At 69.5% G+C, this 20,906-nt stretch carries 15 protein-coding genes; 11 read left to right on the plus strand and 4 right to left on the minus strand.

Translation table 11 applies throughout. The features are described 5' to 3' along the window. Nucleotides 1-91 precede the first annotated feature (91 nt). Nucleotides 92-1,270 (minus strand): GNAT family N-acetyltransferase, encoded by a 1,179-nt coding sequence (locus tag Q664_RS16300; protein WP_043395620.1) that lies wholly within the window; start codon nt 1,268-1,270, stop codon nt 92-94. 122 nt (nt 1,271-1,392) lie between these two features. Here Q664_RS16300 and Q664_RS16305 point away from each other — a divergent pair, with 122 nt between their 5' ends. Together Q664_RS16305 and Q664_RS16310 are read left to right on the plus strand one after the other, a co-directional pair. Further along, on the plus strand, nt 1,393-6,804 hold the full coding sequence (locus tag Q664_RS16305) for a trifunctional serine/threonine-protein kinase/ATP-binding protein/sensor histidine kinase (protein ID WP_063934707.1): 5,412 nt from the start codon (nt 1,393-1,395) through the stop codon (nt 6,802-6,804). A 189-nt stretch (nt 6,805-6,993) separates the two neighbouring features. Beyond that, nucleotides 6,994-8,259, plus strand: coding sequence for a M20/M25/M40 family metallo-hydrolase (locus Q664_RS16310; protein WP_052518217.1), 1,266 nt, complete (start codon nt 6,994-6,996; stop codon nt 8,257-8,259). Nucleotides 8,260-8,327: 68 nt separating this feature from the next. Here the strand turns inward: Q664_RS16310 and Q664_RS56355 are convergent, their stop codons facing one another. Next, a complete protein-coding gene (locus Q664_RS56355; RefSeq protein ID WP_084609947.1) occupies nt 8,328-8,699 on the minus strand; it encodes a DUF3565 domain-containing protein in 372 nt (123 codons plus the stop codon). Further along, entirely contained in the window at nt 8,696-9,175 is a 480-nt protein-coding gene (locus Q664_RS16320; RefSeq protein WP_043395623.1) for a c-type cytochrome, read from the minus strand. The genes Q664_RS56355 and Q664_RS16320 overlap by 4 nt, the downstream gene beginning before the upstream one ends. A gap of 90 nt (nt 9,176-9,265) precedes the next feature. Here Q664_RS16320 and bioA point away from each other — a divergent pair, with 90 nt between their 5' ends. From bioA to Q664_RS52170, 9 genes are all read left to right on the plus strand, one after another. Continuing rightward, nucleotides 9,266-10,603 (plus strand): adenosylmethionine--8-amino-7-oxononanoate transaminase, encoded by a 1,338-nt coding sequence (gene bioA / locus Q664_RS16325; protein WP_043395626.1) that lies wholly within the window; start codon nt 9,266-9,268, stop codon nt 10,601-10,603. Between the two features lie 59 nt (nt 10,604-10,662). Further along, nucleotides 10,663-11,793, plus strand: coding sequence for an NIF family HAD-type phosphatase (locus Q664_RS16330; protein ID WP_043395630.1), 1,131 nt, complete (start codon nt 10,663-10,665; stop codon nt 11,791-11,793). A 78-nt stretch (nt 11,794-11,871) separates the two neighbouring features. Continuing rightward, nucleotides 11,872-12,120 (plus strand): GlsB/YeaQ/YmgE family stress response membrane protein, encoded by a 249-nt coding sequence (locus Q664_RS16335; protein ID WP_200883712.1) that lies wholly within the window; start codon nt 11,872-11,874, stop codon nt 12,118-12,120. Between the two features lie 546 nt (nt 12,121-12,666). Then, on the plus strand, nt 12,667-13,404 hold the full coding sequence (locus Q664_RS16340; protein WP_043395633.1) for a carboxylesterase family protein: 738 nt from the start codon (nt 12,667-12,669) through the stop codon (nt 13,402-13,404). Between the two features lie 35 nt (nt 13,405-13,439). Next, complete coding sequence (locus Q664_RS59085; protein ID WP_160174418.1) at nt 13,440-13,583, plus strand: hypothetical protein; 144 nt, start codon at nt 13,440-13,442, stop codon at nt 13,581-13,583. A gap of 49 nt (nt 13,584-13,632) precedes the next feature. Beyond that, on the plus strand, nt 13,633-14,907 hold the full coding sequence (locus Q664_RS16345) for an AAA family ATPase (RefSeq protein ID WP_043395636.1): 1,275 nt from the start codon (nt 13,633-13,635) through the stop codon (nt 14,905-14,907). 8 nt (nt 14,908-14,915) lie between these two features. Then, entirely contained in the window at nt 14,916-15,728 is an 813-nt protein-coding gene (locus tag Q664_RS16350; RefSeq protein ID WP_043395640.1) for an HNH endonuclease family protein, read from the plus strand. Between the two features lie 47 nt (nt 15,729-15,775). Continuing rightward, entirely contained in the window at nt 15,776-16,525 is a 750-nt protein-coding gene (locus Q664_RS16355) for a DUF1338 domain-containing protein (RefSeq protein ID WP_043395643.1), read from the plus strand. Nucleotides 16,526-16,661: 136 nt separating this feature from the next. Beyond that, nucleotides 16,662-20,255 (plus strand): PAS domain S-box protein, encoded by a 3,594-nt coding sequence (locus Q664_RS52170; protein ID WP_052518219.1) that lies wholly within the window; start codon nt 16,662-16,664, stop codon nt 20,253-20,255. Here Q664_RS52170 and Q664_RS16365 read toward each other — a convergent pair. Next, nucleotides 20,218-20,802, minus strand: a complete 585-nt coding sequence (locus Q664_RS16365; protein WP_043395647.1) for a GNAT family N-acetyltransferase — start codon at nt 20,800-20,802, stop codon at nt 20,218-20,220. The genes Q664_RS52170 and Q664_RS16365 overlap by 38 nt on opposite strands. Nucleotides 20,803-20,906 lie beyond the last annotated feature (104 nt).

Genomic DNA, 20,906 nt, shown 5'->3' on the forward strand with positions numbered 1-20,906 from the left:
CTTCCCTCCTGGTTCTTGGAACGCGCGGGTGAAGACCCTCACCCCCCGCCCTCTCCCAGAGGGAGAGGGAGCATGCGCAACACGATCTCCACTAGCCCGTGGCACGGCCCTGCGGCGGCCAGGGCTTGAGGCCGGCGAGCTGCTCGGCCTGCTCGACCGCGGGCCGCAGGTGCGCGTGCTCCCGGCGCAGGAAGTCGCGCACCGCCTTGTTCAACGTCTCGTCGAAGATGAGATGGGCGCTGTGCACCGCCGTGGGCTCGAAGCCCCGGGAAATCTTGTGCTCGCCACCCGCGCCCGGCTCGAACACCTTGCGCCCCGCCTGGATGCACTCGTCCACCGAGTGGTACAGGCACACGTGGAAGTGCAGGAACGGGTGCTCCTCGTGGCACCCCCAATACCGTCCATACAGCCGCTCCGGCGTGACCAGGTTGAACGCTCCGGCGATCACCTTCCCCTTGCTCTCCGCCTGCACCAGCTCCACCGTGTCCGGCAGCGAGCGGAAGGCGCGCACGAAGAAGTCCTCGTTGAGCTGCACCTGGCCCCACGGCCCCCGGGTCTCGCACGTGGCCTCGTAGAAACCATAGGCGCGCCGGGCGTGCTCGAGGCCCAGCTCCTGGCCTCGCACCGTGCGGATGGTGATGCCCTGCTGGGCGGCGGCCCCGCGCTCGCGCTTGAGCTGCGAGCGGCGCTTGGAGTCGAACCGCGCCAGATAATCGTCGTAGCCGCGGTAGCCCGGGTTCTTCCAGTGGAACTGCAGCGTGATGCGGCGGGCCAGTCCCTGCTCCTCGAGCAGCTCCGCCTCGTCCTCTCGCGGATAGAGGAAGTGGACGGAGGAGCAGCCTCCTTCCCGGGCGCTCTCGATGGCGGCCTGGATGAGCGCGAGTCGCAGCGTGGCCACGTCCTCCCCGGCGGCGATGAGGAAGCGCGGGCTCGTGGCGGGGGAGAGCGGGGCACCGACGACGAGCTTCGGGTAGTACTCGATGCCGAGCCGCTCGGCGGCACCGGCCCAATTGAAGTCGTAGATGTACTCGCCCATGCTGTGGTGCTTGCGGTAGGCGGGTGAGGCGGCGACCAGCCGTTTCCCGCGCCAGAGCGTCAGGTGCTGGGGCTCCCAGCCTGTCTCCAGGCGGGCGCTGCCGCTCTCCTCCATGGCGGACAGCCACGCATGGCGGATGAAGGGAGGTGCATCCGGCCCGGCGAGGGCGTCCCAGGCATCGGCGGGGACGTCGGTGATGGATTCGAGGATTTGGAGGCGGAGGTCGGCGGCCACGAGGACTCCTTCTAACGCGCTCACGGAACGCTCGCCGTGGAACCTTACTCGGAGAGCAGGGGAGCGCACGGAGTGTGGAATCGGATGGCCGCACCCGGGGGAATTCAATAGACAATCCCGCCATGAAGCAGCCCTCCGATGGCGCATCACCCCCGTCACTCGTCCCCTCCGTTCCCGGATATCGGGTGGGTGTGCTGCTCCACGCGAGCGCGAGGTCCCTGCTCTACCGCGGCCGCCGGCTGCGAGACGACGCCCCCGTCATCCTCAAGCTGCTGCGCGCGGAGCGGCCCTCGTTCTCCGAGCTGCTCCAGTTCCGCAACCAGTACACCATCGCGCGAAGCCTCCAGCTCCCGGGCGTCGTCTCACCCCTGTCGCTCGAGCGCTGTCACAACGGCTTCGCCATCATCATGGCGGATGGTGGATACGTGTCGCTCGAGGACTACCGCGAGAGCCACCCACTCACCGTGCGGCAGGTGCTGGAGATCGGCATCTCCCTGGCCGGGACGTTGGAGGGGCTCTACCAGCACCGCATCATCCACAAGGACCTCAAGCCCCACAACATCCTCATCCACCCCGAGACGCGCGACATCCTGCTGACGGACTTCAGCATCGCCTCGCGGCTGCCCCGGGAGGCCCAGTTGCTCGACAGCCCCGCGCTCCTCGAGGGCACGCCGGCCTATATGTCTCCAGAGCAGACCGGACGGATGAACCGGGGCATCGACTACCGCACGGACTTCTACTCGCTCGGCGTGACGCTCTACGAGCTGCTCACGGGCCAGCTTCCCTTCCAGGCCACCCACCCGCTGGAGCTCGCCCACTCCCACCTGGCGCGTCCACCGCTCCCGCCGCGCGAGCTCAACCCCGCCATCCCCGAGATGCTCGAGCGCATCGTGCTCAAGCTCATGGCCAAGACGGCCGAGGAGCGCTACGCGAGCGCGTACGGGCTGCGGTACGACCTGCGCACCTGCCTCGAGGCCCTGCGCGAGCACGGGAGCGTTCCGTCCTTCGAGCTGGCGCGGCGCGACGTCTCCGACCGTTTCCTCCTTCCGGAGAAGCTCTACGGCCGGCGCGAGGAGGTCCGCACGCTGCTCCAGGCGTTCGACCGGGTGTGCCAGGGACACATGGAGCTGTTGCTGGTGGCGGGCTCCTCGGGCAGCGGCAAGACGGCCGTGGTGCAGGAGCTCCACAAGCCCGTCGTCCGCTCCCAGGGCTTCTTCGCCTCGGGCAAGTTCGATCAGCTCGGGCGGAGCATCCCGTACTCGGCCCTGGTGCAGGCATTCTCCAGCCTGGCGCGGCAGCTCCACTCGGAGAACGGAGAGCGGCTCGAGGACTGGAAGCAGCGGCTCCTGGAGGCCCTGGAGGGAGAGGGGCGGGTGATGGTGGACGTGCTGCCGGAGCTGGAGTGCATCCTCGGCCCCCAGCCCGAGGTGGAGGAGCTGGCGCCCGCCGCCGCGCAGCAGCGCTTCCACCGGCTGTTCCTCGGGCTCTTCCGCGTGTTCGCGACGGAGGAGCACCCGCTCGTGCTGTTCCTCGATGACCTGCAGTGGGCGGACTCGGCCTCGCTCAAGATGCTGCACCTGCTGGCCACCGAGCCAGGCACCGCGCGGCTGCTGGTGATTGGCGCCTACCGGGACAACGAGGTGTCGCCGGCCCATCCCCTCATGCAGACGCTGGCGGAGATCCGCCAGGCCAACGTGCCCGTCCAGTCGATGGCGCTGCCGCCGCTGCCGGAGGCGGCGGTGAACGAGCTGGTGGCGGAGACGCTCTCGTGCTCGCTGGAGCGGGCCCGGCCCCTGTCGGAGCTCCTCTACCAGAAGACCCTGGGCAACCCCTTCTTCACCTCCCAGTACCTCAAGCTCCTCTTCCAGCAGGGCCTGGTGAGCTACGACGCCACGGCGCACATGTGGCAGTGCGACCTCGCGCAGGTGCGCGCGCTGTCCGTGTCCTCGGACGTGGTGGAGTTCCTCGCCGACCAGCTCCAGCGCCTGCCGGAGGAGACGCGGAAGGTGCTCGAGCTCGCCGCGTGCATCGGCAACCGCTTCGACCTGGCGACGCTCTCCCGGGTGCATGGGTACTCCGAGCCCGAGACGGCCGTGGCGCTGTGGCACGCGCTGCTGGAGGGGTACGTCCTCCCCACGTCGGAGGTCTACAAGTTCTTCCAGGAGCCCCTGGACCTGGAGGCGGCCGGCGTGGAGCCTCGCGTGGCGCGCTACCGCTTCCTCCATGACCGGGTGCGGCAGGCGGCCCACTCGCTCATCCCGGAGGCGGAGCGGCAGCGGACCCACCTGGAGATCGGCCGGCGTCTGCTCGAGACGGCCTCCGCGCAGGAGCAGGAGGAGCAACTCTTCGACATCGTGAACCACCTGAACCTCGCCCGGGGGCTGCTGGTGGACACGGCGGAGCGGTGCGAGCTGGCCCGGCTGAACCTGCGGGCCGGCAGGCGGGCCCTGTCCTCCACCGCGTACGACGTGGCCCGCGAGTACCTGGAGGCGGGCCTGTCCCTCCTGGTGCCGGAGAGCTGGCGGACGGACTACGCGCTGACGCTCGCCCTTCACGAGGAGGCGGCGAGCGCGGCGTGGCTCAGCAAGCACTTCTCCCGCCAGGACGAGCTGGTGGACGCCGTGCTGTCCCACGCGCAGTCCGTGTTGGACCGGGTGCGCGTGCATGAAATCCGCATCCAGACGGCGGTGGCCCAGGAGCGGCTCGCCTACGCGCTGGAGACCGGGCTGCGGGTGCTGAAGGAGCTGGGGGTGGAGTTCCCGGCGGCGCCCCAGTCCGAGGATGTCCAGCGGGCGCTCGAGGAGGTGCGTGCGGCGGTGGGGCAGGGCCCGCCGGAGCGCTTCCTCTCCCTGCCCGAGATGACGGATGCCGGGCTGCTCGCGGCGGTGCGGCTCCTGACCCTGCTGGCACCGCCCGCCTACCAGACGAGACCCGAGCTGTTGCCGCTGCTCGTCTTCCGCACGGTGGTGCTGACCATGCGGCATGGCGTGGCGCCCATCGCGGCCTCCACCTTCGCGATGTTCGGGCTCATCCTCTGCGGGGTGTTCGACCAGCTCGACGCGGGCTACCAGGCCGGCCAGCTGGCGTTGAAGATCCTCGAACGCTTCGACGCCCGGGAGCCCCGCGCGAAGACGCTCTACGTGGTCAACGCCAAGACGATCCACTGGAAGCATCACGTGCGGGAGACGTTGAAGCCCCTGCTGGACGCGTACACCAGCGGGCTGGAGACGGGGGACCTCGAGTTCATGGGGTGGGCGGCGGATTTCTACTGCCACCACTCGTACCTCCTGGGGCGGCCGCTCGGTACCCTCACCGGGGAGATGGACGAGTACCGCGAGGTCCTCGTGCACCATCATCGCGCCGTGACGCTCCGGCAGTACGCGGTGTACCAGCAGGCGGTGCTGAACCTCTCGGGGGAGGGGGAGACCCCCTGGCGCCTGGTGGGGCGGGCCTGGAGCGAGGACGAGCAGCTCCCGCGCTACCTGGAGGACAAGGACGGGACGGCGACCTGCATCGCGTACGTGAACAAGCTGATGCTGGCCTACCTCTTCGGGCAGTACCGGCTGGCGGTGGAGAGCGCCGACGCGGCCGAGCCCTTCCTGCCGGCGGTGGCGGCCCAGCTCCTCGTGCCGCGCTACTTCTTCTTCGACTCCCTGGCGCGGCTGGCCCTGTTGCCCGAGCTGGACGAGGCGGCGCGGAGCACGGCGTTGGAGCGGGTCGCCGCCAACCAGCGGCGCATGGAGCGCTGGGCCCGCTCGGCGCCCATGAACTTCCTCCACTCGTTCCACCTCGTGGAGGCCGAGCGTTGCCGGGTGCGCGGCGCGCGCGCCGAGGCCCTGGAGCACTACGACCGGGCCATCGCGCTCTCCCGGGAGCACGACTACTCCAACGACGAGGCGCTCGCCCACGAGCTGGCCGCCCGGTTCTTCCTCGAGTGGGGGCTGGGGCACCGCGCGAGGCCGCACCTGCACGATGCCTATGAGGCCTGTGCGCGCTGGGGAGCGCATGCCCTGTCGCGCCACCTCTCCGCCCGCTATGCCGAGCAGGGCCTGCCCGCCCATGCCCCCGGGGGCCACGAACCCCACGCCTCGGGCGAGACCCGCACGGACCTGGCCCTGTTGGATCTCCAGAGCGTCCTGGCGGCCTCGCGGGTGTTCTTCTCGGAGATGAACCTGGACCGGCTCCTGGAGCGGGTGGTGGTCATCCTCTGCGAGAACGCCGGTGCCCAGCGCTGTGTCCTGCTCCGGGAGGACCGGCAGCACCTCTCCCTGGTGATGGAGCACACCGCCTCCACGCGGGAGACCCACTGCTACGCGCCAGGCACGCCCGTGGGCGCCGAGCACGTGCCGGCCTCGCTCGTGCGCCTCTCCATCCGGGCGCAGCAGCCCATGCTGGTGCAGGACCTGTCGCGCGACGACTTCCTGCGCGACGACCCCTACGTCCACCGCCGGTCCGCCCGCTCCGCCCTGTCGATGCCCCTCTTCCACCAGGGCCGGCTGCTGCTCGTCGTCTACCTGGAGAACAACCTGGCCCCGGGTGTCTTCACCTCCCGGCACCTCCAGATTCTCACGCTGCTGGCCGCGCAGCTCGCGCTCTCGCTGGAGAACGTGGCGCTCTACGGCAGCCTGGAGCAGCGCGTCCGGGAGCGCACCAGCGAGCTGGAGACGGCCCACAAGCAGCTCGTGGACATGGCCCACCGCGCGGGCATGGCGGAGATCGCCAGCGGGGTGCTGCACAACATCGGCAACTCGCTCAACTCGCTCGTGGTGACCACCGAGAGCCTGACCCACGACGTGGCCCACCTGCCCGTGGAACAGTTGAAGAAGAGCGCCCGGTTGCTGATGGAGCGCGAGCAACGTTCCGCCTCGCAAGAGACGGACCCCCGGTTGCGGCTGCTCCCCGAGTACCTCGACAAGCTGGGGGACCGGTTGCGGCGCGACGGCGACCTCATGGGCGACGACTTGCGGTCGATGAAGGCCAACCTCGAGCAGATTGGCGCGACCATTCACGCGCAGCAGGCGTACGCCCATGGCCCTCGGCTCGTGGAGCCGGTGGAGGTGGCGGCGCTCATCGAGGACGCGCTCCGCATGCAACAGTCCTCGCTGGCCCGGCACCAGGTGCGCATCGAGCGGGACCTGGCGCGGCTGCCCGTCGTCTCGCTCGAGCGGCACAAGGCGCTGCACATCCTGGTCAACCTCATCAGCAACGCGAAGCAGGCGCTGCAGGAGGCGGGGCGGGAGGACAGGTGCCTGCGCATCGAGGCGCGCCCCCGCGGGCCGGGGCGCTTCCTGCTGGTGGTGCGCGACAACGGCGTGGGCATCTCGGCGGAGGACCTGCAGCGCGTCTTCCAGTTCGGCTTCACCACGCGCCCGGGGAGCCTGGGCTACGGGCTGCACTGGGCGGCCAACACCGCCCGGGAGATGGGGGGCTCCCTGGTCGCGGCCAGCGAGGGGCGCGGGCGGGGCTCGAGCTTCATCCTGGAGCTGCCGGTGGACGGTCCCTCCTCTGTCGCGCAGCTCCGCGAGACCGCCTGACCCTCTCCGGGCGGGGTGCTACATGGGGGGTTGAATCGTTCAAAATCCTACATCGTGGGTTTTTTCGCGAGATGTAGGAATTGGATTCGACCCTTTTCGGATGGATAAGCCCGGCTTCCCCGGGGGTCGGGAAAAGACCGACCGGCGGAAACCCTTCCTGAAGAAGCACCCCTTGCCGAGGAGCAACACATGAGGACGACGAAGTTCGGTGCGGTTGCCTTGATGTTGGTGTGTGCCACGCCCGCGTTCGCGGAGGCCCCCGCGAAGGACAAGGAAAAGGAGGTGTGGATCTCCATCGGTACGGACGCGCTGGAGTCGGCGCGGGCGTCGTTCAAGGGGCAGGAGCCGGAGTTCGCCGAGGTGGCGCGCGAGAAGGACGGCGTGGCGGTGCTGCGCGTGCGCGAGTCGCAGCTGGAGAAGCTGTCCAAGGTGATGCACGACCGGCTCAACCGGTGCGCGGGCTTCATCTCCCATGAGACGGAGGAGCAGGCGCTGGCGGCGGTGGAGCGGAGCATCGCGGTGCAGCCCCTGGCGATCAGCTACACCATCGACAACGGCACGGCGGTCAACTCGCTGATGTCGGCGGTGGCGGAGACGAACATCCGCGGCACCATCAGCACGCTGTCGACGAGCTGGACGTCGCGCCGCTACAACCTGCAGTCGGGCATCGACGCGGCCACGTGGCTGAAGAACCGCTGGACGACGCTGGCCGGCGGGCGCTCGGACATCACGGTGGCCAACTTCGTGCACCCGACCACCACCTCGCCGCAGCCGTCCGTCATCGTCACCATCCGGGGCACCTCGCTGCCCAACGAGGTGGTGGTGCTCGGCGCGCACCTGGACTCCATCAATGGCAGCGGCTCGTCCTACGCGGCGCCCGGCGCGGATGATGACGCCTCGGGCGTGGCCGCGCTCACCGAGGTCCTCCGCGTGGCGGTGGCCAAGGGCTACAAGCCGGCGCGCACGGTGAAGCTCATGGCCTACGCCGCCGAGGAGATTGGCCTGAGGGGCTCGGGGGCGATCGCCGCCAACTACAAGAGCACCGGCGTCAACGTGGTGGGCGTGCTGCAGCTGGATATGATCAACTACCGTGGCTCCAGCTACGACATCGTCATGGTGTCCGACTACACCAACGCCGCGCAGAACACCTTCATCCGCAACCTCATCACCCGGTACCTGCCGGGCGTGACCGCGACGAGCACCACGTGCGGCTACGGCTGCTCGGACCACGCCTCGTGGCACAACCGGGGCTTCCCTGCCTCCATCCCCTTCGAGGCGCTGATGGGCCAGGACAACCCGACCATCCACACCACGAGCGACACGCTCGCGCAGACGGCCGGCACGGCCACCAACTCGGTGAAGTTCGTCAAGCTCGCCGCCGCCTACATGGCCGAGCTGGCCAAGGGCACCACGTCCGTCGCCCTGCAGGCCGAGGACGCCGAGGCCAGCCGGTAGTTCCGTTGAAGCGGTGAACACCACCCCGGTGCCGTGGCGCGGCAGGCCGCGGCCCGGGGTGTGTCGTTTCAGCCCTCCTGGGGCTTCGGGCCAAGCGCACGCTGGATGGCGGGCGAGAGGTCCGCCGCGCGCATCGCATCCAGCGCCAGGTCCCAGCGGCCCTCGGCGCACAGGCCGCTCAGGCCGCCTTCCTCGTAGGCCTCCCGTGCCGCCGACATCAGGGCTTCACGGACCGCCTGGGCCACGGCCTGGGCGGCCTCGTCGCAGCGCTTGCACTCGAGCTCGATGCCCAGGCGGCTGCGCCGGCCCTCTTCCGTGAGGATCCACGGGCGTTCCATCCACGGCGGGTCATGGCGCATGTGCTGCCGGTGGCCACACGCGAGGTCGGCGACCTGGTGGTTCTCCTCGTCGAGGTGGAAGCCGGTGATGGGCTGCTTCATCTGGGATTGCCGGCCTTGAGCCACTGGGCGAGCGCGAGCGCCTCCGCGGTGGAGATACGGCCGGTGAAGCTGGGCATCAGCGTTCCGGGTTTGACCTTCTGGGGGTCGAGGATCCACATGGCCACGACTTCCGGCGCCTTGTCGCGGGAGTTGGCGAGGACGGCGGAGTAGGCCCGGCCCGGTGCATGGCAGGCGGTGCAGCCGAGGGTGGTGAAGAGCTGCTCCGGCGACCGGGCGTCGCTGACGGGAGGCTCGCTGCCCTCCTGCTGCTGTGCCGTGGGCGTGGGGGCCGTGGGCGGCGGTTGCGAGGGAGCCGCTGGAGCAGGGGAGTCCTTGAAGACGGAGGCGGCGCCAGGGCTCGAAGGAGGCTTCTCCTGCCGCTCGGAGCAGGCGGAGAGGGCGAGGAGGGCCAGCGACAGGGACGCGGTGCGCGCCAGCGGGACGGAGGGGTGCTTGCGGTTCGAGGTCGTTCCCATGCCGCCTCTCTATCACCCCTGGCCCGCCGAGGCTCCAGTCCCCCGCCGGTGCGTGATAGGGAGGGCCGCGCATCGGAAGGAGCAACCGGCATGGAGCGCGCGGACATCGTCGCGTTGGACAAACGGTATGTGTGGCACCCGTACACCGCGATGGACGAGTACATCGCGAGCACGGACCCGCTGGTGGTGGTGCGCGCCGAGGGGCCGTACCTCTACGACGCGGACGGGACGCGCTACCTGGACGCCAACGGCTCGTGGTGGGTGTCCACGCTGGGCCACCGGCACCCGAGGCTGGTGCGCGCCCTCTCCGAGCAGGCCGGCACCTTCCCGCACACCTCGCTCGCGGGCGTGACGCACGAGCCGGCGGCGCGGTTGGCGCAGGAGCTGGTCGCGCTGGCGCCGGGGGCCGGACGTACGGAGCTGCCGGCCGGGGAGCGGCTCTCACGCGTCTTCTACTCGGACAACGGGAGCACGGCGGTGGAGGTGGCCATCAAGATGGCGGCGCAGCACTGGGCGCAGAATGGCCGGCCCCGTCGCACGCGCTTCATCACGCTCTCGGGAGCCTTCCACGGCGAGACGATCGGCTCGACGAGCGTGGGCGGGGTGCAGTTGTTCCGCGACATCTTCGGACCGCTGCTCTTCGACGTGGTGCACGTGCCGTCCCCCGCGGAACCGGAGGGCTGGGAGCGCGCCTTCGCCCGGGTGGAGGCCACGCTGCGCGAGCACCCGGACGAGATGGCCGCCGTCATCCTCGAGCCCGTCATTCAAGGCGCGGCGGGCATGCACCTCTACGCGCCCGAGTTCCTCCGGGCGGTGCGCGAGGCCACGCGGGCGGTGGACACCTTCCTCATCGCCGACGAGGTCTTCACGGGCCTGGGGCGCACGGGGGCGCGCTTCGCGTGCGACCTGGCGGGAGTGGTGCCGGACCTGCTGTGTCTGGCGAAGGCGCTGTCCGGAGGGCTGATGCCCTTCGCGGCGACGCTGGCCACCGAGCGGGTGTTCGCGGGCTTCGGCGGGGGGCGCGAGCGGGCGCTGTATTACGGGCACTCGTACTGCGGCAACCCGCTGGGCGCGGCGGTGGCGCGCGAGGTGCTCGCGGTGTACCGGGACGAGGACGTGCTGGGGCAGGTGGCGCGCAAGGCGCCGAAGGTGAAGGCCGCCTTCGAGCGGATGGCGGCGACGATTCCTGGCGTCACTCAGCCTCGGGCCATCGGCATGGTGGGAGCGGTGGACCTGGGCGGTGGCGGCTACCTGGCGCGGGGCGGCTGGCGTGTGTACGAGGCCGCCCGGCGCCGTGGGCTGTACCTGCGCCCCCTGGGGGACACGGTGTACGTGGCCCCCGCCCTCAACATCCCCGACGCCGCCCTGGACGAGCTGCTCGCCGGAGTGGAGGCTAGCCTCCGGGAGGTGGCGGCCGGCCGGGCCTGAACCCTTCCCAACGGGTCCGATTGTCGGACCCGTTCGTGACCTTCGACTCTGGAGACCCCATGTCCCGCTTCTCGTTGCTCCTGCTGCTCACCGCGCCGCTCCTGGGTTGTGCGGCGGCCTCTTCCGCCCAGCGGACCGAGGCTCCGCCCACCGCCACCGCCACGTCCACGACGGGCATCACCTCGCGCGCCGAGCTCGATGCGCTCACCATCCCGGCGCTGCCCGACTGGGTGGACAAGTACGCGGGCCCGAACGAGGAGGAGCGCCGCTTCTTCAACATCAGCCACTTGATGGAGCGCTTCCAGCTCGCCCGGGTCCAGGCCGTCGAGTTGCAGAACCACTACCGCGATCTCCTCCGCTCCCAGCCCGCCCCCGCGCCGGTGGAGGCCTTCAACACCGCCCTCGAGCGCGTCCGCCGCGGCGAGCTCGAGAGCCGTCTCCAGCCCGAGGCGCTCGGCAAGGCCCGCTTCATCGTCGTCTTCGACATGGATGAGACGCTGATCAGCCAGTACTACCCGGCCCAGGTGGGCGAGGCCTGTCACGATCTCGCGATTCCCCAGAAGGAGGGCGTCCGTTACGTGAAGCTCGTCCCCGGCTGGCAGCAGGCCTTCGAGCGCATCCAGGCGCTCGGCGGCGCCATCGTCCTCTTCTCCGCCAACGTGGACGCGCCCACCCTCGAGCTCCTCGCGAACTGGAAGCTCGGGGGCGTCCCGCTCACCGAGCACCCCGCGATCGCCGGCATCCTGACCAACAGCTACCTCGTCCTGCAGGAGAAGTCCGAGGGCGTGAGCGACCCGAAGAAGGGCAACCCCGTGCGCGAGCCGTCCAAGGACCTGCGCGTCTTCGACGAGACCCTGCGCCGGGTCATCATCGTGGACGACAACCCGACGCGCCTCTTCCAGATGCGCAACGCCCGCATCTTCAAGAAGTTCGAGGCCGAGTCCTTCTGCACCACCAGCGACCCGGCGCTGCGCCGCGCCTTCGAGCACGCCCTGCCCACCGTCGTCCAGGAGCTCGAGGACTCGGTCCGGGACATGGACGCGCGGGGCGTTCCGTTCGCCGAGGCCTACCTGCCCTACACGTCGCTCGGGCAGGTCACCGTGCAGTTCCTCGTGGACAGCGGCTTGGACCGGGCGCGGGCCATCGAGTACGTCCGCCGCAATCCGAAGGTGGTGGACCCCCGTTACTGAGCGTCCGTTGCAATGGAGTTCGCCCCGAGGCGTACTTCATGCAAACTGGGGTCTCATTCCAGCGCAAACGAGGACAGCATGTTCGGTCTGATTGGGTTGATCATCATGGGGCTGATCGCGGGGCTGATCGCCCGCGCCGTCATGCCCGGCCGCCAGCCGATGGGCATCATCGCGACCATCCTGCTCGGCATCGCCGGCTCGTTCATGGGCGGTTTCCTGGGCTCGCTCATCACGGGGCACGGCTGGCGCCTGATGCAGCCCAGCGGTTACCTCGGCTCCATCATCGGAGCCATCGTGCTGCTCTGGTTGGGGCGGAAACTGGCCTGACGTCAGGTGCCCTGGCCGGCCGGAGTGGGCGCCGGTACCCGCGCCGCCCACTCCGAGGCTGTCCCATACCTGGGACGCGTCCTCTCAGCCGGTGCGAACGTCTCGTGAGAAAGAGGTAGGCCCACAGCTCGCCATGGTGTAGGCTTATATGGCCAGCCCATCGCTATGAGCGAAACTGATGAGTGACCTGATGCGGCACTCATGACCTCGCTCGCCAGAGACTGGCGTTCACAATCGTTTTTCCTGTAAGTGCGCCCGTGCCAGCCCGCCCGTGGGGGAACCCCTCCAAGGCACGCCACGGGAAGCGGGGCTGCGAAAGACTGCGCGCGTCCTCGGAGTCCGTCACCCCTCCAAGGTCAAACCCCGAGGACGCGCGCAGCCAGCAGTTTCCCACCTGCGCGGTCAGATGCAAGCGCCGAGGTGATGGAAACGCAACCCTTGGACGCCAGTTCGCGCGGAGTGCGTCCCGTCTCCTCTGGCGGACGGGTACCTTCGAGGCTTTCCCAAGGCCCGGGACAGGACCTGTGCGGGCATGCGAGGAGGCTCATGGGTACGGTGACGATGGCGCTGGTGGCGTGGCTGCTGACGGGGGTACCTGAGGCGGGTCCAGCTCCAGCGGGGTCTCCCGGCACGTTCGTGGCGAAGACGCTCACCTTCCGGGGAGAGACGTACGTGTACTCGGTGTACCTGCCACCGGGTTACCGCCAGGGGCCGGAGTGGCCGTTCATCCTCGCGCTGCATGGAGCGGGCTCGCGGGGAACGGATGGGCTGCAGCCGAGGACGCAGAGCGTGGCGGAGGCGGCGCGGGTGCACCCGGAGCGCTATCCGGCGGTGCTGGTGCTGCCGCAGTGTCCGCCCGACAAGGACTGGAGTGGGGACGTGGCGGACTTCGTGCTCGAGGCGCTGGAGCGTTCTCTCAAGGAGTTCGGGGGAGACCGCAAGCGGGTGTACCTCGCGGGCCAGTCGATGGGAGCAGGGGGCGTGGTGCAGCTGGCCGCGCGCCGTCCGGAGCGCTTCGCGGCGGTGGTGGCCGTGGCCGGGCGCTACAGGGATCGCTCGCTGGTGGGCAAGCTCAAGGGCCTGCCGCTGTGGATGTGGCACGGAGAGCGGGACACCGTGGTGCCCGTCTCCGAGAGCCGCGAGCTCGTCGCGCTGCTGAGGGCCGGGGGCCATAACGCCGTGAGCTACACCGAGCTGTCCGGTCTGGGCCACGACATCTTCGACACCGTGTACCTGGACCCGGCCGTGAGCACCTGGCTGCTGTCGCAGAAGCGCGGGAAGTAGGGCGCGCACGCGGGTTCCGTGCAACGTGGCCGTGAATGCGGAGGGGAAGGGCCGGAGGCCGGCGCAAGCGCGTGGTGCGCACCCCCGAGGGAACCTGCGACGAGAATGGCGAGGGGGCGGGCTGTGAGTCCTCGTCCCGCACGTACACCTGGGACGACGCGGCGTGCGCCTGCCGGTGAGGCTTGAGTCGTTGGTTCGGCAGGCGGATGGGGTTACGGTGGCCGAGCCATGTACCTGACGCGATTCCACATCGAGAACATCCGCGCCATCCGGGAATTGACGTGGGAGGTTCCGCTCAAGAGCGCGCCGGGATGGCATGTCATCCTGGGAGACAATGGCTCCGGGAAGTCCTCGGTGCTGCGGTCCCTCTCACTCGCTTTCGTCGGTGCTCCTGACGCGCTGGCTCTCCAGCCGGATTGGTCGAGCTGGTTGCGTGGGAACCAGATGGGTGAGGTGCAGTTGGGGTTGGCACCAGATCCGCGACTCGACAAGGTCTCCAAGTTCTCCGTGGGAAAGAGGCGGGGTCGGCAGCTTCCCAAGGAATTGGATGTGGTTGTGAGCTTGGCGGGCGGTCGGGGGACCAAACCCATTGAGATGGTCGGGGAAGTCTGGGAGACCGGGAAGGGGTGGTTCAGCGCTGCGTATGGGCCCTTTAGACGCTTCACTGGTGGGAACGAGAAATACGAGAAGCTCTTCTCGAGTAACCCGAGGCTTGCTCGACACCTTTCCGTTTTCGACGAGAGCGTTGCTCTGACGGAGGGCCTTCGGTGGCTTCAGCAGTTGCAGTTCAAGAAGCTCGAAGGCGATCCGGAAGGGGCGCTGCTCGATCCATTGATGGAGTTCATCAACCAGCCTGGTTTCCTGCCGCATCACGCCCGGCTGGAGAAGATCAGTTCTCGTGAGGTGCTCTTCGTGGATGGCAACGGCTACCGCGTTCCCGTGGAGGAACTGAGCGATGGCTACCGCTCCATCCTGAGCATGACCTTCGAACTCATCCGCCAGCTCGCAGCCACCTACGGGCCGAAGCGCGTCTTCCATCCTAAGGATCCAACGAAAGTGGATGTGCCGGGCGTGGTGCTCATCGACGAAGTGGATGCGCACCTGCACCCGACCTGGCAGCGAAAGGTGGGGCTCTGGTTCCGTGAGCACTTCCCCAAGCTGCAATTCATCGTCACTACCCACAGCCCATTGGTCTGCCAGGCCGCGGAGGTGGGCACGGTGTGGCGGCTCCCCAAGCCCGGTACGAACGAAGAGGCCCGGCAGGTCACGGGTGTGGAGCTCGATCGGCTCATCTTCGGTAACGTGCTCGATGCCTACGGAACAGGACTGTTCGGAGAGGACGTTGCGCGCTCGGAACAATCCAAGCAGCGGCTTCAGCGGCTGGCGAAGCTGAACCTGAAGGAAATGCGCCAGGGGCTGAGCGCTGCAGAGCGTCGGGAGCAGACCTCTCTTCGTGCGAGCCTTCCGACTGCTTCCATGGCGGTCCATGATTCGGACCAGTGAGGCCCGGCGTGCTTCGGCTGCCTGACATCACGCTGTCCGCCACCGCGCTGCACCAGCTCGACCGGTGGCAGGCCGAGGTGGATGCTCATTCGGGTTACGCCGCCCGGGTTGATGCCGCGAAACGCGCTTTCGAGCAGCACAACAGCGCGAGGAACAGGACCTTCGCCGAAGTGCGGCGAACGCTGGCGGAGATGTGCTCGGGGGAGCAGCGGTGTGGGTACTGTGAGGACTCGGTCGCGGACGAGATCGACCACATCTGGCCCAAGCACCTCTACCCGGAGCAGGTGTTCGCGTGGCGCAACTATCTCTATGCCTGCGGCCGTTGTAACGGGCCCAAGAGCGAACAGTTCGCGGTATTTACCCCACGAGCGCGCAAGCCAGTGGATGTGGGCAGGCCACGAGGGGTATCTCCCATCAGACCGCCGTTGAAGGGACCCCCAGCGCTCATCGACCCTCGCTCGGAGGACCCGATGGAATTCCTGGTGCTCGAACTTCGGGACACCTTCTACTTCGAGCCGAGCGCGAAGCGAGGCACGCGGAACTACGAACGGGCTGACTACACACTGCGCGTCCTGCAACTCAACAAGCGCGAGTACCTTCGTAAAGCGCGTGAGACCGCCTTTATTGGCTACCAGGACATGCTCACACGATACGTCTCCCTGCGAGAGCGGCGAGCCCCCACGACCCAGCTCGAGTTGCGTAGGAAGGCCGTCCAGCGCTCACCGCATCGGACGGTGTGGAAGGAGATGCAGAGGCAGCACTCGATGCACCCCGCGCTTCGGACCCTCTTCCGCAAAGCTCCCGAGGCGATTCACTGGTAACACCCACGCCTGGGCAGACTCCCTCCTTCCGGCTATGACTGGGCGTCATGAGCTCTGACGCCACCCGACTCCTGGACCTGCTGTGGGAGCGCTACGCCGCGGAGGTGCCGTACGCGCGCACCTTCGCCCAACTCTCCGGCGGTAGCTTCCGCAATGATCACATCGCGCTCCGCTCCCTCGCCCGGCCCGGCGGGGGCATCGCGCTCTTCTCCCGCGTCTTCGAGCGCTTCGGCTGGAAGCCCGCAGGCGAGTACACCTTCCCCGATACCCACCTCTCCGCCATCTACATGTCCCATCCGGAGGGGCTGCCCCGCGTCTTCATCTCCGAGCTCCTCGCCGACAGGCTCTCGCCCGAGGCCCAGCGTCTCCTCGCCGCGCTCCCGGCGGATCCTCCCGCTCCCGACTCCATCGAGGCACTCGCCGGCTGGTTCTCCGCTCCGCCTCCGCCCGAGGAGTCCGCGCTCCTCACCCTGGAGAAGGAGTCCCAGTACGGCGCGTGGTTGCTCGCCTTCGGCCGCAAGGTGAACCACTTCACCGGCTCCGTGGATGACGTGGAGGTGTGGCAGCGCCGCATGCGCGAGGCCGGCGTCCCCATGAAGGCCGACATCGAGGGCGCGCCTGGCACCGCCCTGCGTCAGACGGCCACCAGCGCCGCCCCCGTCACCATCCGGCTCGCCGACGGGCGCACGCGCACCTGGCCCTATGCCTACTTCGAGATCGCCCAGCGCTCGTCCGGCTTCGATGGCTTCCTCGGCCCCCAGGCCCGCGCCCTCTTCGACATGACGAAGCGCTCCTAGAACGTCCGCTCCCAAGGCTCCTGCTTCGCCTCGCCACACAGTGGCCGTCCGGCCGGGCCCTTCTTGCATTCCGGGCATACGTGAGCAGATCCACACCCTTGAGCCCCGCGCAGGTTCGAAAGGAGGCCGGCTCCGTTTGTCCTCCACCATCCACAGTGCTCCTGGTGAGCCGGAGGAACCGCGGGATGCTTCCCGCCGGGAGGAGGCGTCCTGGACGCGCAGTGCACTCGCCCTGCGGTTGCTGGAGCAGGCGGAGGTCTGTGCGCTCGCAGGCCTGGATGTGAAGGGCCACATCTGTCTCTGGACCCCGGGGGCGGAGCGGCTCACCGGGCATGCGAAGGCCGACCTCCTCGGAGAGCCGCTCACCGCGCTCTCCCCGCCCGAGGAGCGGGAGCACCTGGCGAGGGTCCTGCGTCAGGCCGAGCAGGACGGGCGTTGCGAGTTCGACGGCTGGCTCGTGCGGCGCGATGGCTCCCGTTTCCTCGCCTCGCAGGTGCTCACCGCGCTGTACGACGCGGACGGGGCGCTGGCCGGTTTCGCCTGTGCGCTCGGCCCCGCGGAGCCGCGGCGGGAGCTGGAGCTGCTGCGTCACCTGGGCGAGCTCATCCTCTCCTCCGTGGACGAGGGGGTGTATGGCCTGGATACCGAGGGCCGTACCACCTTCGTCAACCCGGCCGCGGCGCGCATGCTGGGGTGGGCGCCGGAAGAGCTCATCGGCAAGTCCCAGCATCCGCTCATGCACTCCAAACGCGCGGACGGCTCGCCCCTGCCCGAGGCCGAGTGCCGTACCTACGCCGCCTTCCGCGAGGGCCGGACGTTCCACGTGACGGACGAGGTGTTCTGGCGGCGTGATGGCAGCTTCTTCCCGGTGGAGTACCGCAGCAGCCCCGTCCGCGATGGCGAGCGCATCATCGGGGCGGTCATCACCTTCACCGACATCACCGAGCGGCTGCGGGCCCGCGAGCGCGAGCGCCAGTTGCTGCGCGAGCAGACGGCGCGCGTCCAGGCCGAGGCGGTGGAGCGGAGCATGCACGGGATGCTGGAGAGCATCTCCGATGCCTTCATCGCCCTGGACCGGGCCTGGCGCTTCACCTACGTCAACCGCCGCGCAGAGGAGCTGTCGCACCGCTCGCGCGAGCAGATGCTCGGGAGGACGCCCCTGGAGGTGTTCCCGCACTTCAGCGGCTCGCGCTCCGAGCAGGGCTTCCGCGAGGCCTTCACCGAGCAACGGGCCGTCCACTTCGAGGAGCACGACCCTCCGCGCGACACCTGGGTGGAGATGCACGTCTATCCCTCCGAGGAGGGGCTCGCCGTCTACTTCCGGGACATCACCGACCGCAAGCGCACCGAGGCACGCCTGCGCCTCTTCGAGTCCATCGTGGTGAACGCCTACGACGGCGTGGTCATCCTGGAGCCCGAGTTGGAGGAGGGGCGGCGCACCCGGCGCATCCTCTACGCCAACGATGCCTTCTGCCGGATGACGGGCTACGGCAAGGAGGAGCTGCTCGAGTCGGAGTCACTGATGCTGATGGGGCCGGAGACGGACCGGGCGGCCATCGAGCGCATGCGCGAGGCCCTGAGCCGCGAGGAGCCCTTCCGCGAGGAGCTGCTCATCTACCGCAAGGACGGCTCCACCCTCTGGACGGAGAGCACCCTGGTGCCCGTGAGCGACCAGGAAGGCGTGTTGAGTCACTGGGTGACGGTGACGCGGGAGGTGTCGGAGCGCAAACGGGCGGAGGGGACGGCGCTGCGGCTCGCCCGCGAGGAGGCGGCCCGCACCGAGGCCGAGGCGGCCCACTCGCGCATCGAGGCCATCCTGGAGAGCATCACCGACGCCTTCTTCGCCCTGGACCGGGAGCGGCGCTTCACCTTCGTCAACCGCCGCGCGGCCGAGGTGATGCAACGCTCGCGGGAGCAGTTGCTGGGCCAGCTCCTGGACGAGATGCTGCCGGAGGACGCCCGGGACGGGTTGGCCAGGGGCGTGCTCCATGTGCTGGAGGGACAGGGCGCCTCGGATTGCGAGATGTACCTCCCCTCGCTGGCGGCGTGGTTCGACTGCCACGTCAGCCCCTCGGGCGAGGGCGTCTCCGTCTACCTGCGCGAGGTGACGGCCCGCAAGCGCGCGGAGGAGGCGCGCCGCAGGCTCAGCTCCATCATCGAGGCCACGCCGGACTTCGTGGGCAGTACGGACCCGCAGGGCAGGGGCCTCTACCTCAACCGCGCGGGCCGGCGCATGGTGGGATTGGCGGAGGACCAGGACGCCAGCGCGTGGAGCCTCGCCGCGGCCCACCCGGCGTGGGCCGCGCGGCGCCTGCTGGCCGAGAGCGTGCCCACCGCGCTGCGCGAGGGCGTGTGGATGGGGGAGACGGTGATGCGCTCGCCGGACGGCCGGGAGTTTCCCGTCTCCCAGGTGCTGCTCGCCCATGCCCAGGCGGATGGGACGCTGGAGATGTTCTCCACCATCATCCGCGACATCTCGGACCGCCAGCGCGCCGAGGAGTCGCAGCAGTTCCTCTCCGAGAGCGGCCGGGTGCTGGTGGCCGCGCTGGAGTACGAGGCCACGCTGCGCAGCCTGGCCCGGCTGGCGGTGCCACGCCTGGCCGACTACTGCGTGGTGTGCATCCAGGAGGGCGGCGAGGTGCAACGCATGGCCGTCGCCCACCGGGACTCCACCCGGGAGCCGTTGCTGCTCGCGCTCGGGCGCCTGCGCTCCGGGAGCCAGGCGCTGGTGGGCATGCAGAGCGTGCTGCGCACTGGTGAGCCGGAGCTCGTCCCCGAGGTGACGGATGCCTGGCTGCGGGCCTCCGCCGAGGACGAGGAGCACTTCACCACGCACCGGGCCCTGGCGCCTCGCTCGCTGATGATCGTCCCGCTGGTGGCGCGCGGGCGGACGCTGGGCGCCGTCACCTTCGCCTTCACCGGGGAGTCCGGCCGTCGCTATGGCCCGGCGGACCTCTCGCTCGCCGAGGGCCTGGCCTCCCGGGCCGCCCTCACCCTGGACAACGCCCGGCTCTACAAGGACTCCCAGCAGGCCACGCACGCGCGTGACGAGGTGCTCGCCGTCGTCTCGCACGATTTGCGCAACCCCCTCAACGTCATCTCCCTGGGGGCGACCTACCTGCTCAAGCACCTGCCCCAGGGCGAGCAGGGGGCGTCGTGGCGCAAGCAGGCGGAGCTCATGCGGCGCTCGGCGGACAGGGCCGTCCACCTCATCCAGGATTTACTGGAGGTGGCGAAGATCGAATCCGGGCGGCTGACGGTGGAGCGCCAGCCCCAGGACGTCTGCCAGTTGATGGATGACGCCATCGAGCTGCACCGGCCGCTGGCGGAGGCGCGGCGGTTGCGGCTGGAGCGGGAGCTGGAGTCTGGATTGCCGCGGGTGCTGGCGGACCGGGGCCGGGTGCTGCAGGTATTCTCCAACCTCATCGGCAATGCGTTGCGCTACACGGCCGAGGGCGGCCGCGTCACCGTGCGGGCCCGGCGCGAGGGCCGCTTCGTGCGCTTCTTCGTGAGCGACACCGGCAAGGGGATTGCTCCGGAGCACCTGCCGCACCTCTTCGAGCGCTACTGGCAGGCGAAAGGAGCGCGGGAGGGCGCGGGGCTGGGTCTGCCCATCGCCAAGGGCATCGTCGAGGCCCACGGCGGCTACATCCTGGCGGAGAGCGAGCAGGGAAGGGGCAGCACCTTCTCCTTCACCTTGCCGGTGGACGAGGCGCCAGCAGCGCGGTGAGGACGTGGTCGCGCCAGCGGCCGTCGATGAGGACGAGCTCGCGCGCGAGGCCCTCGACGGAGAAGCCCACGCGGCGCAGCACGGCGGCGCTGCGATGGTTCTCCGGCAGGTGGTTGGCGTGGATGCGGTGCAGGCCCATGATGCCGAAGGCGTAGTCACATACGGCACGCACGGCCTCGCTCATGAGTCCATGGCCCTGGAGCCGGAGGTCGAGCCCGAAGCCCATCTCGCACGACTGGAGGGGCCCGCGGCGGATGTCGGTGAGGGACACGCTGCCGAGCACGGGAGCGGAGGTGAGCGGGAGCTCGCGTGACAGCATGAAGAGACGCAAGGCGAGACCGCGGCGCCAGTCCTCGGCGTCCTGGGCCAGACGCGAGCGCCACCAGGTGATGGTGAAGAAGTTGTCGGGGCGCGCGGGCGAGACGGGGCCGAGGTGGTGGCGATTGGCCTCGTGGTAGGCGAGCACGCGCGCGGCACCCTCCGGCGGGAGCAGGGCCAGGTTGAGACGCTCGGTGGTGAGGAGGACGGGTGGCGGGTCCGAGGGCATGACGGGCGGGGGGAGGCTAGCGCGTCCGGGGGCTCGCGCGTGCGCCGTGAAGGGGAGGCTCGACAGGGAGCGGCCGCTCACGTTGACTGGTGGAGGTTGGAGTC

It is taken from the genome of Archangium violaceum Cb vi76 (assembly GCF_000733295.1).
Taxonomy (GTDB): Bacteria; Myxococcota; Myxococcia; order Myxococcales; family Myxococcaceae; genus Archangium; species Archangium violaceum.

Excerpts from the sequence above, each read along its gene's own strand:
- Q664_RS16310 (WP_052518217.1), top strand. The coding sequence starts at position 6,994 with ATGAGGACGACGAAGTTCGGTGCGGTTGCCTTGATGTTGGTGTGTGCC.
- Q664_RS16320 (WP_043395623.1), bottom strand. The coding sequence starts at position 9,175 with ATGGGAACGACCTCGAACCGCAAGCACCCCTCCGTCCCGCTGGCGCGC.
- Q664_RS59085 (WP_160174418.1), top strand. The coding sequence starts at position 13,440 with ATGCGGAGGGGAAGGGCCGGAGGCCGGCGCAAGCGCGTGGTGCGCACC.
- Q664_RS16345 (WP_043395636.1), top strand. The coding sequence starts at position 13,633 with ATGTACCTGACGCGATTCCACATCGAGAACATCCGCGCCATCCGGGAA.
- bioA (WP_043395626.1), top strand. The coding sequence starts at position 9,266 with ATGGAGCGCGCGGACATCGTCGCGTTGGACAAACGGTATGTGTGGCAC.
- Q664_RS16340 (WP_043395633.1), top strand. The coding sequence starts at position 12,667 with ATGGGTACGGTGACGATGGCGCTGGTGGCGTGGCTGCTGACGGGGGTA.
- Q664_RS16330 (WP_043395630.1), top strand. The coding sequence starts at position 10,663 with ATGTCCCGCTTCTCGTTGCTCCTGCTGCTCACCGCGCCGCTCCTGGGT.
- Q664_RS16355 (WP_043395643.1), top strand. The coding sequence starts at position 15,776 with ATGAGCTCTGACGCCACCCGACTCCTGGACCTGCTGTGGGAGCGCTAC.
- Q664_RS56355 (WP_084609947.1), bottom strand. The coding sequence starts at position 8,699 with ATGAAGCAGCCCATCACCGGCTTCCACCTCGACGAGGAGAACCACCAG.
- Q664_RS16305 (WP_063934707.1), top strand. The coding sequence starts at position 1,393 with ATGAAGCAGCCCTCCGATGGCGCATCACCCCCGTCACTCGTCCCCTCC.
- Q664_RS16365 (WP_043395647.1), bottom strand. The coding sequence starts at position 20,802 with ATGCCCTCGGACCCGCCACCCGTCCTCCTCACCACCGAGCGTCTCAAC.
- Q664_RS16335 (WP_200883712.1), top strand. The coding sequence starts at position 11,872 with ATGTTCGGTCTGATTGGGTTGATCATCATGGGGCTGATCGCGGGGCTG.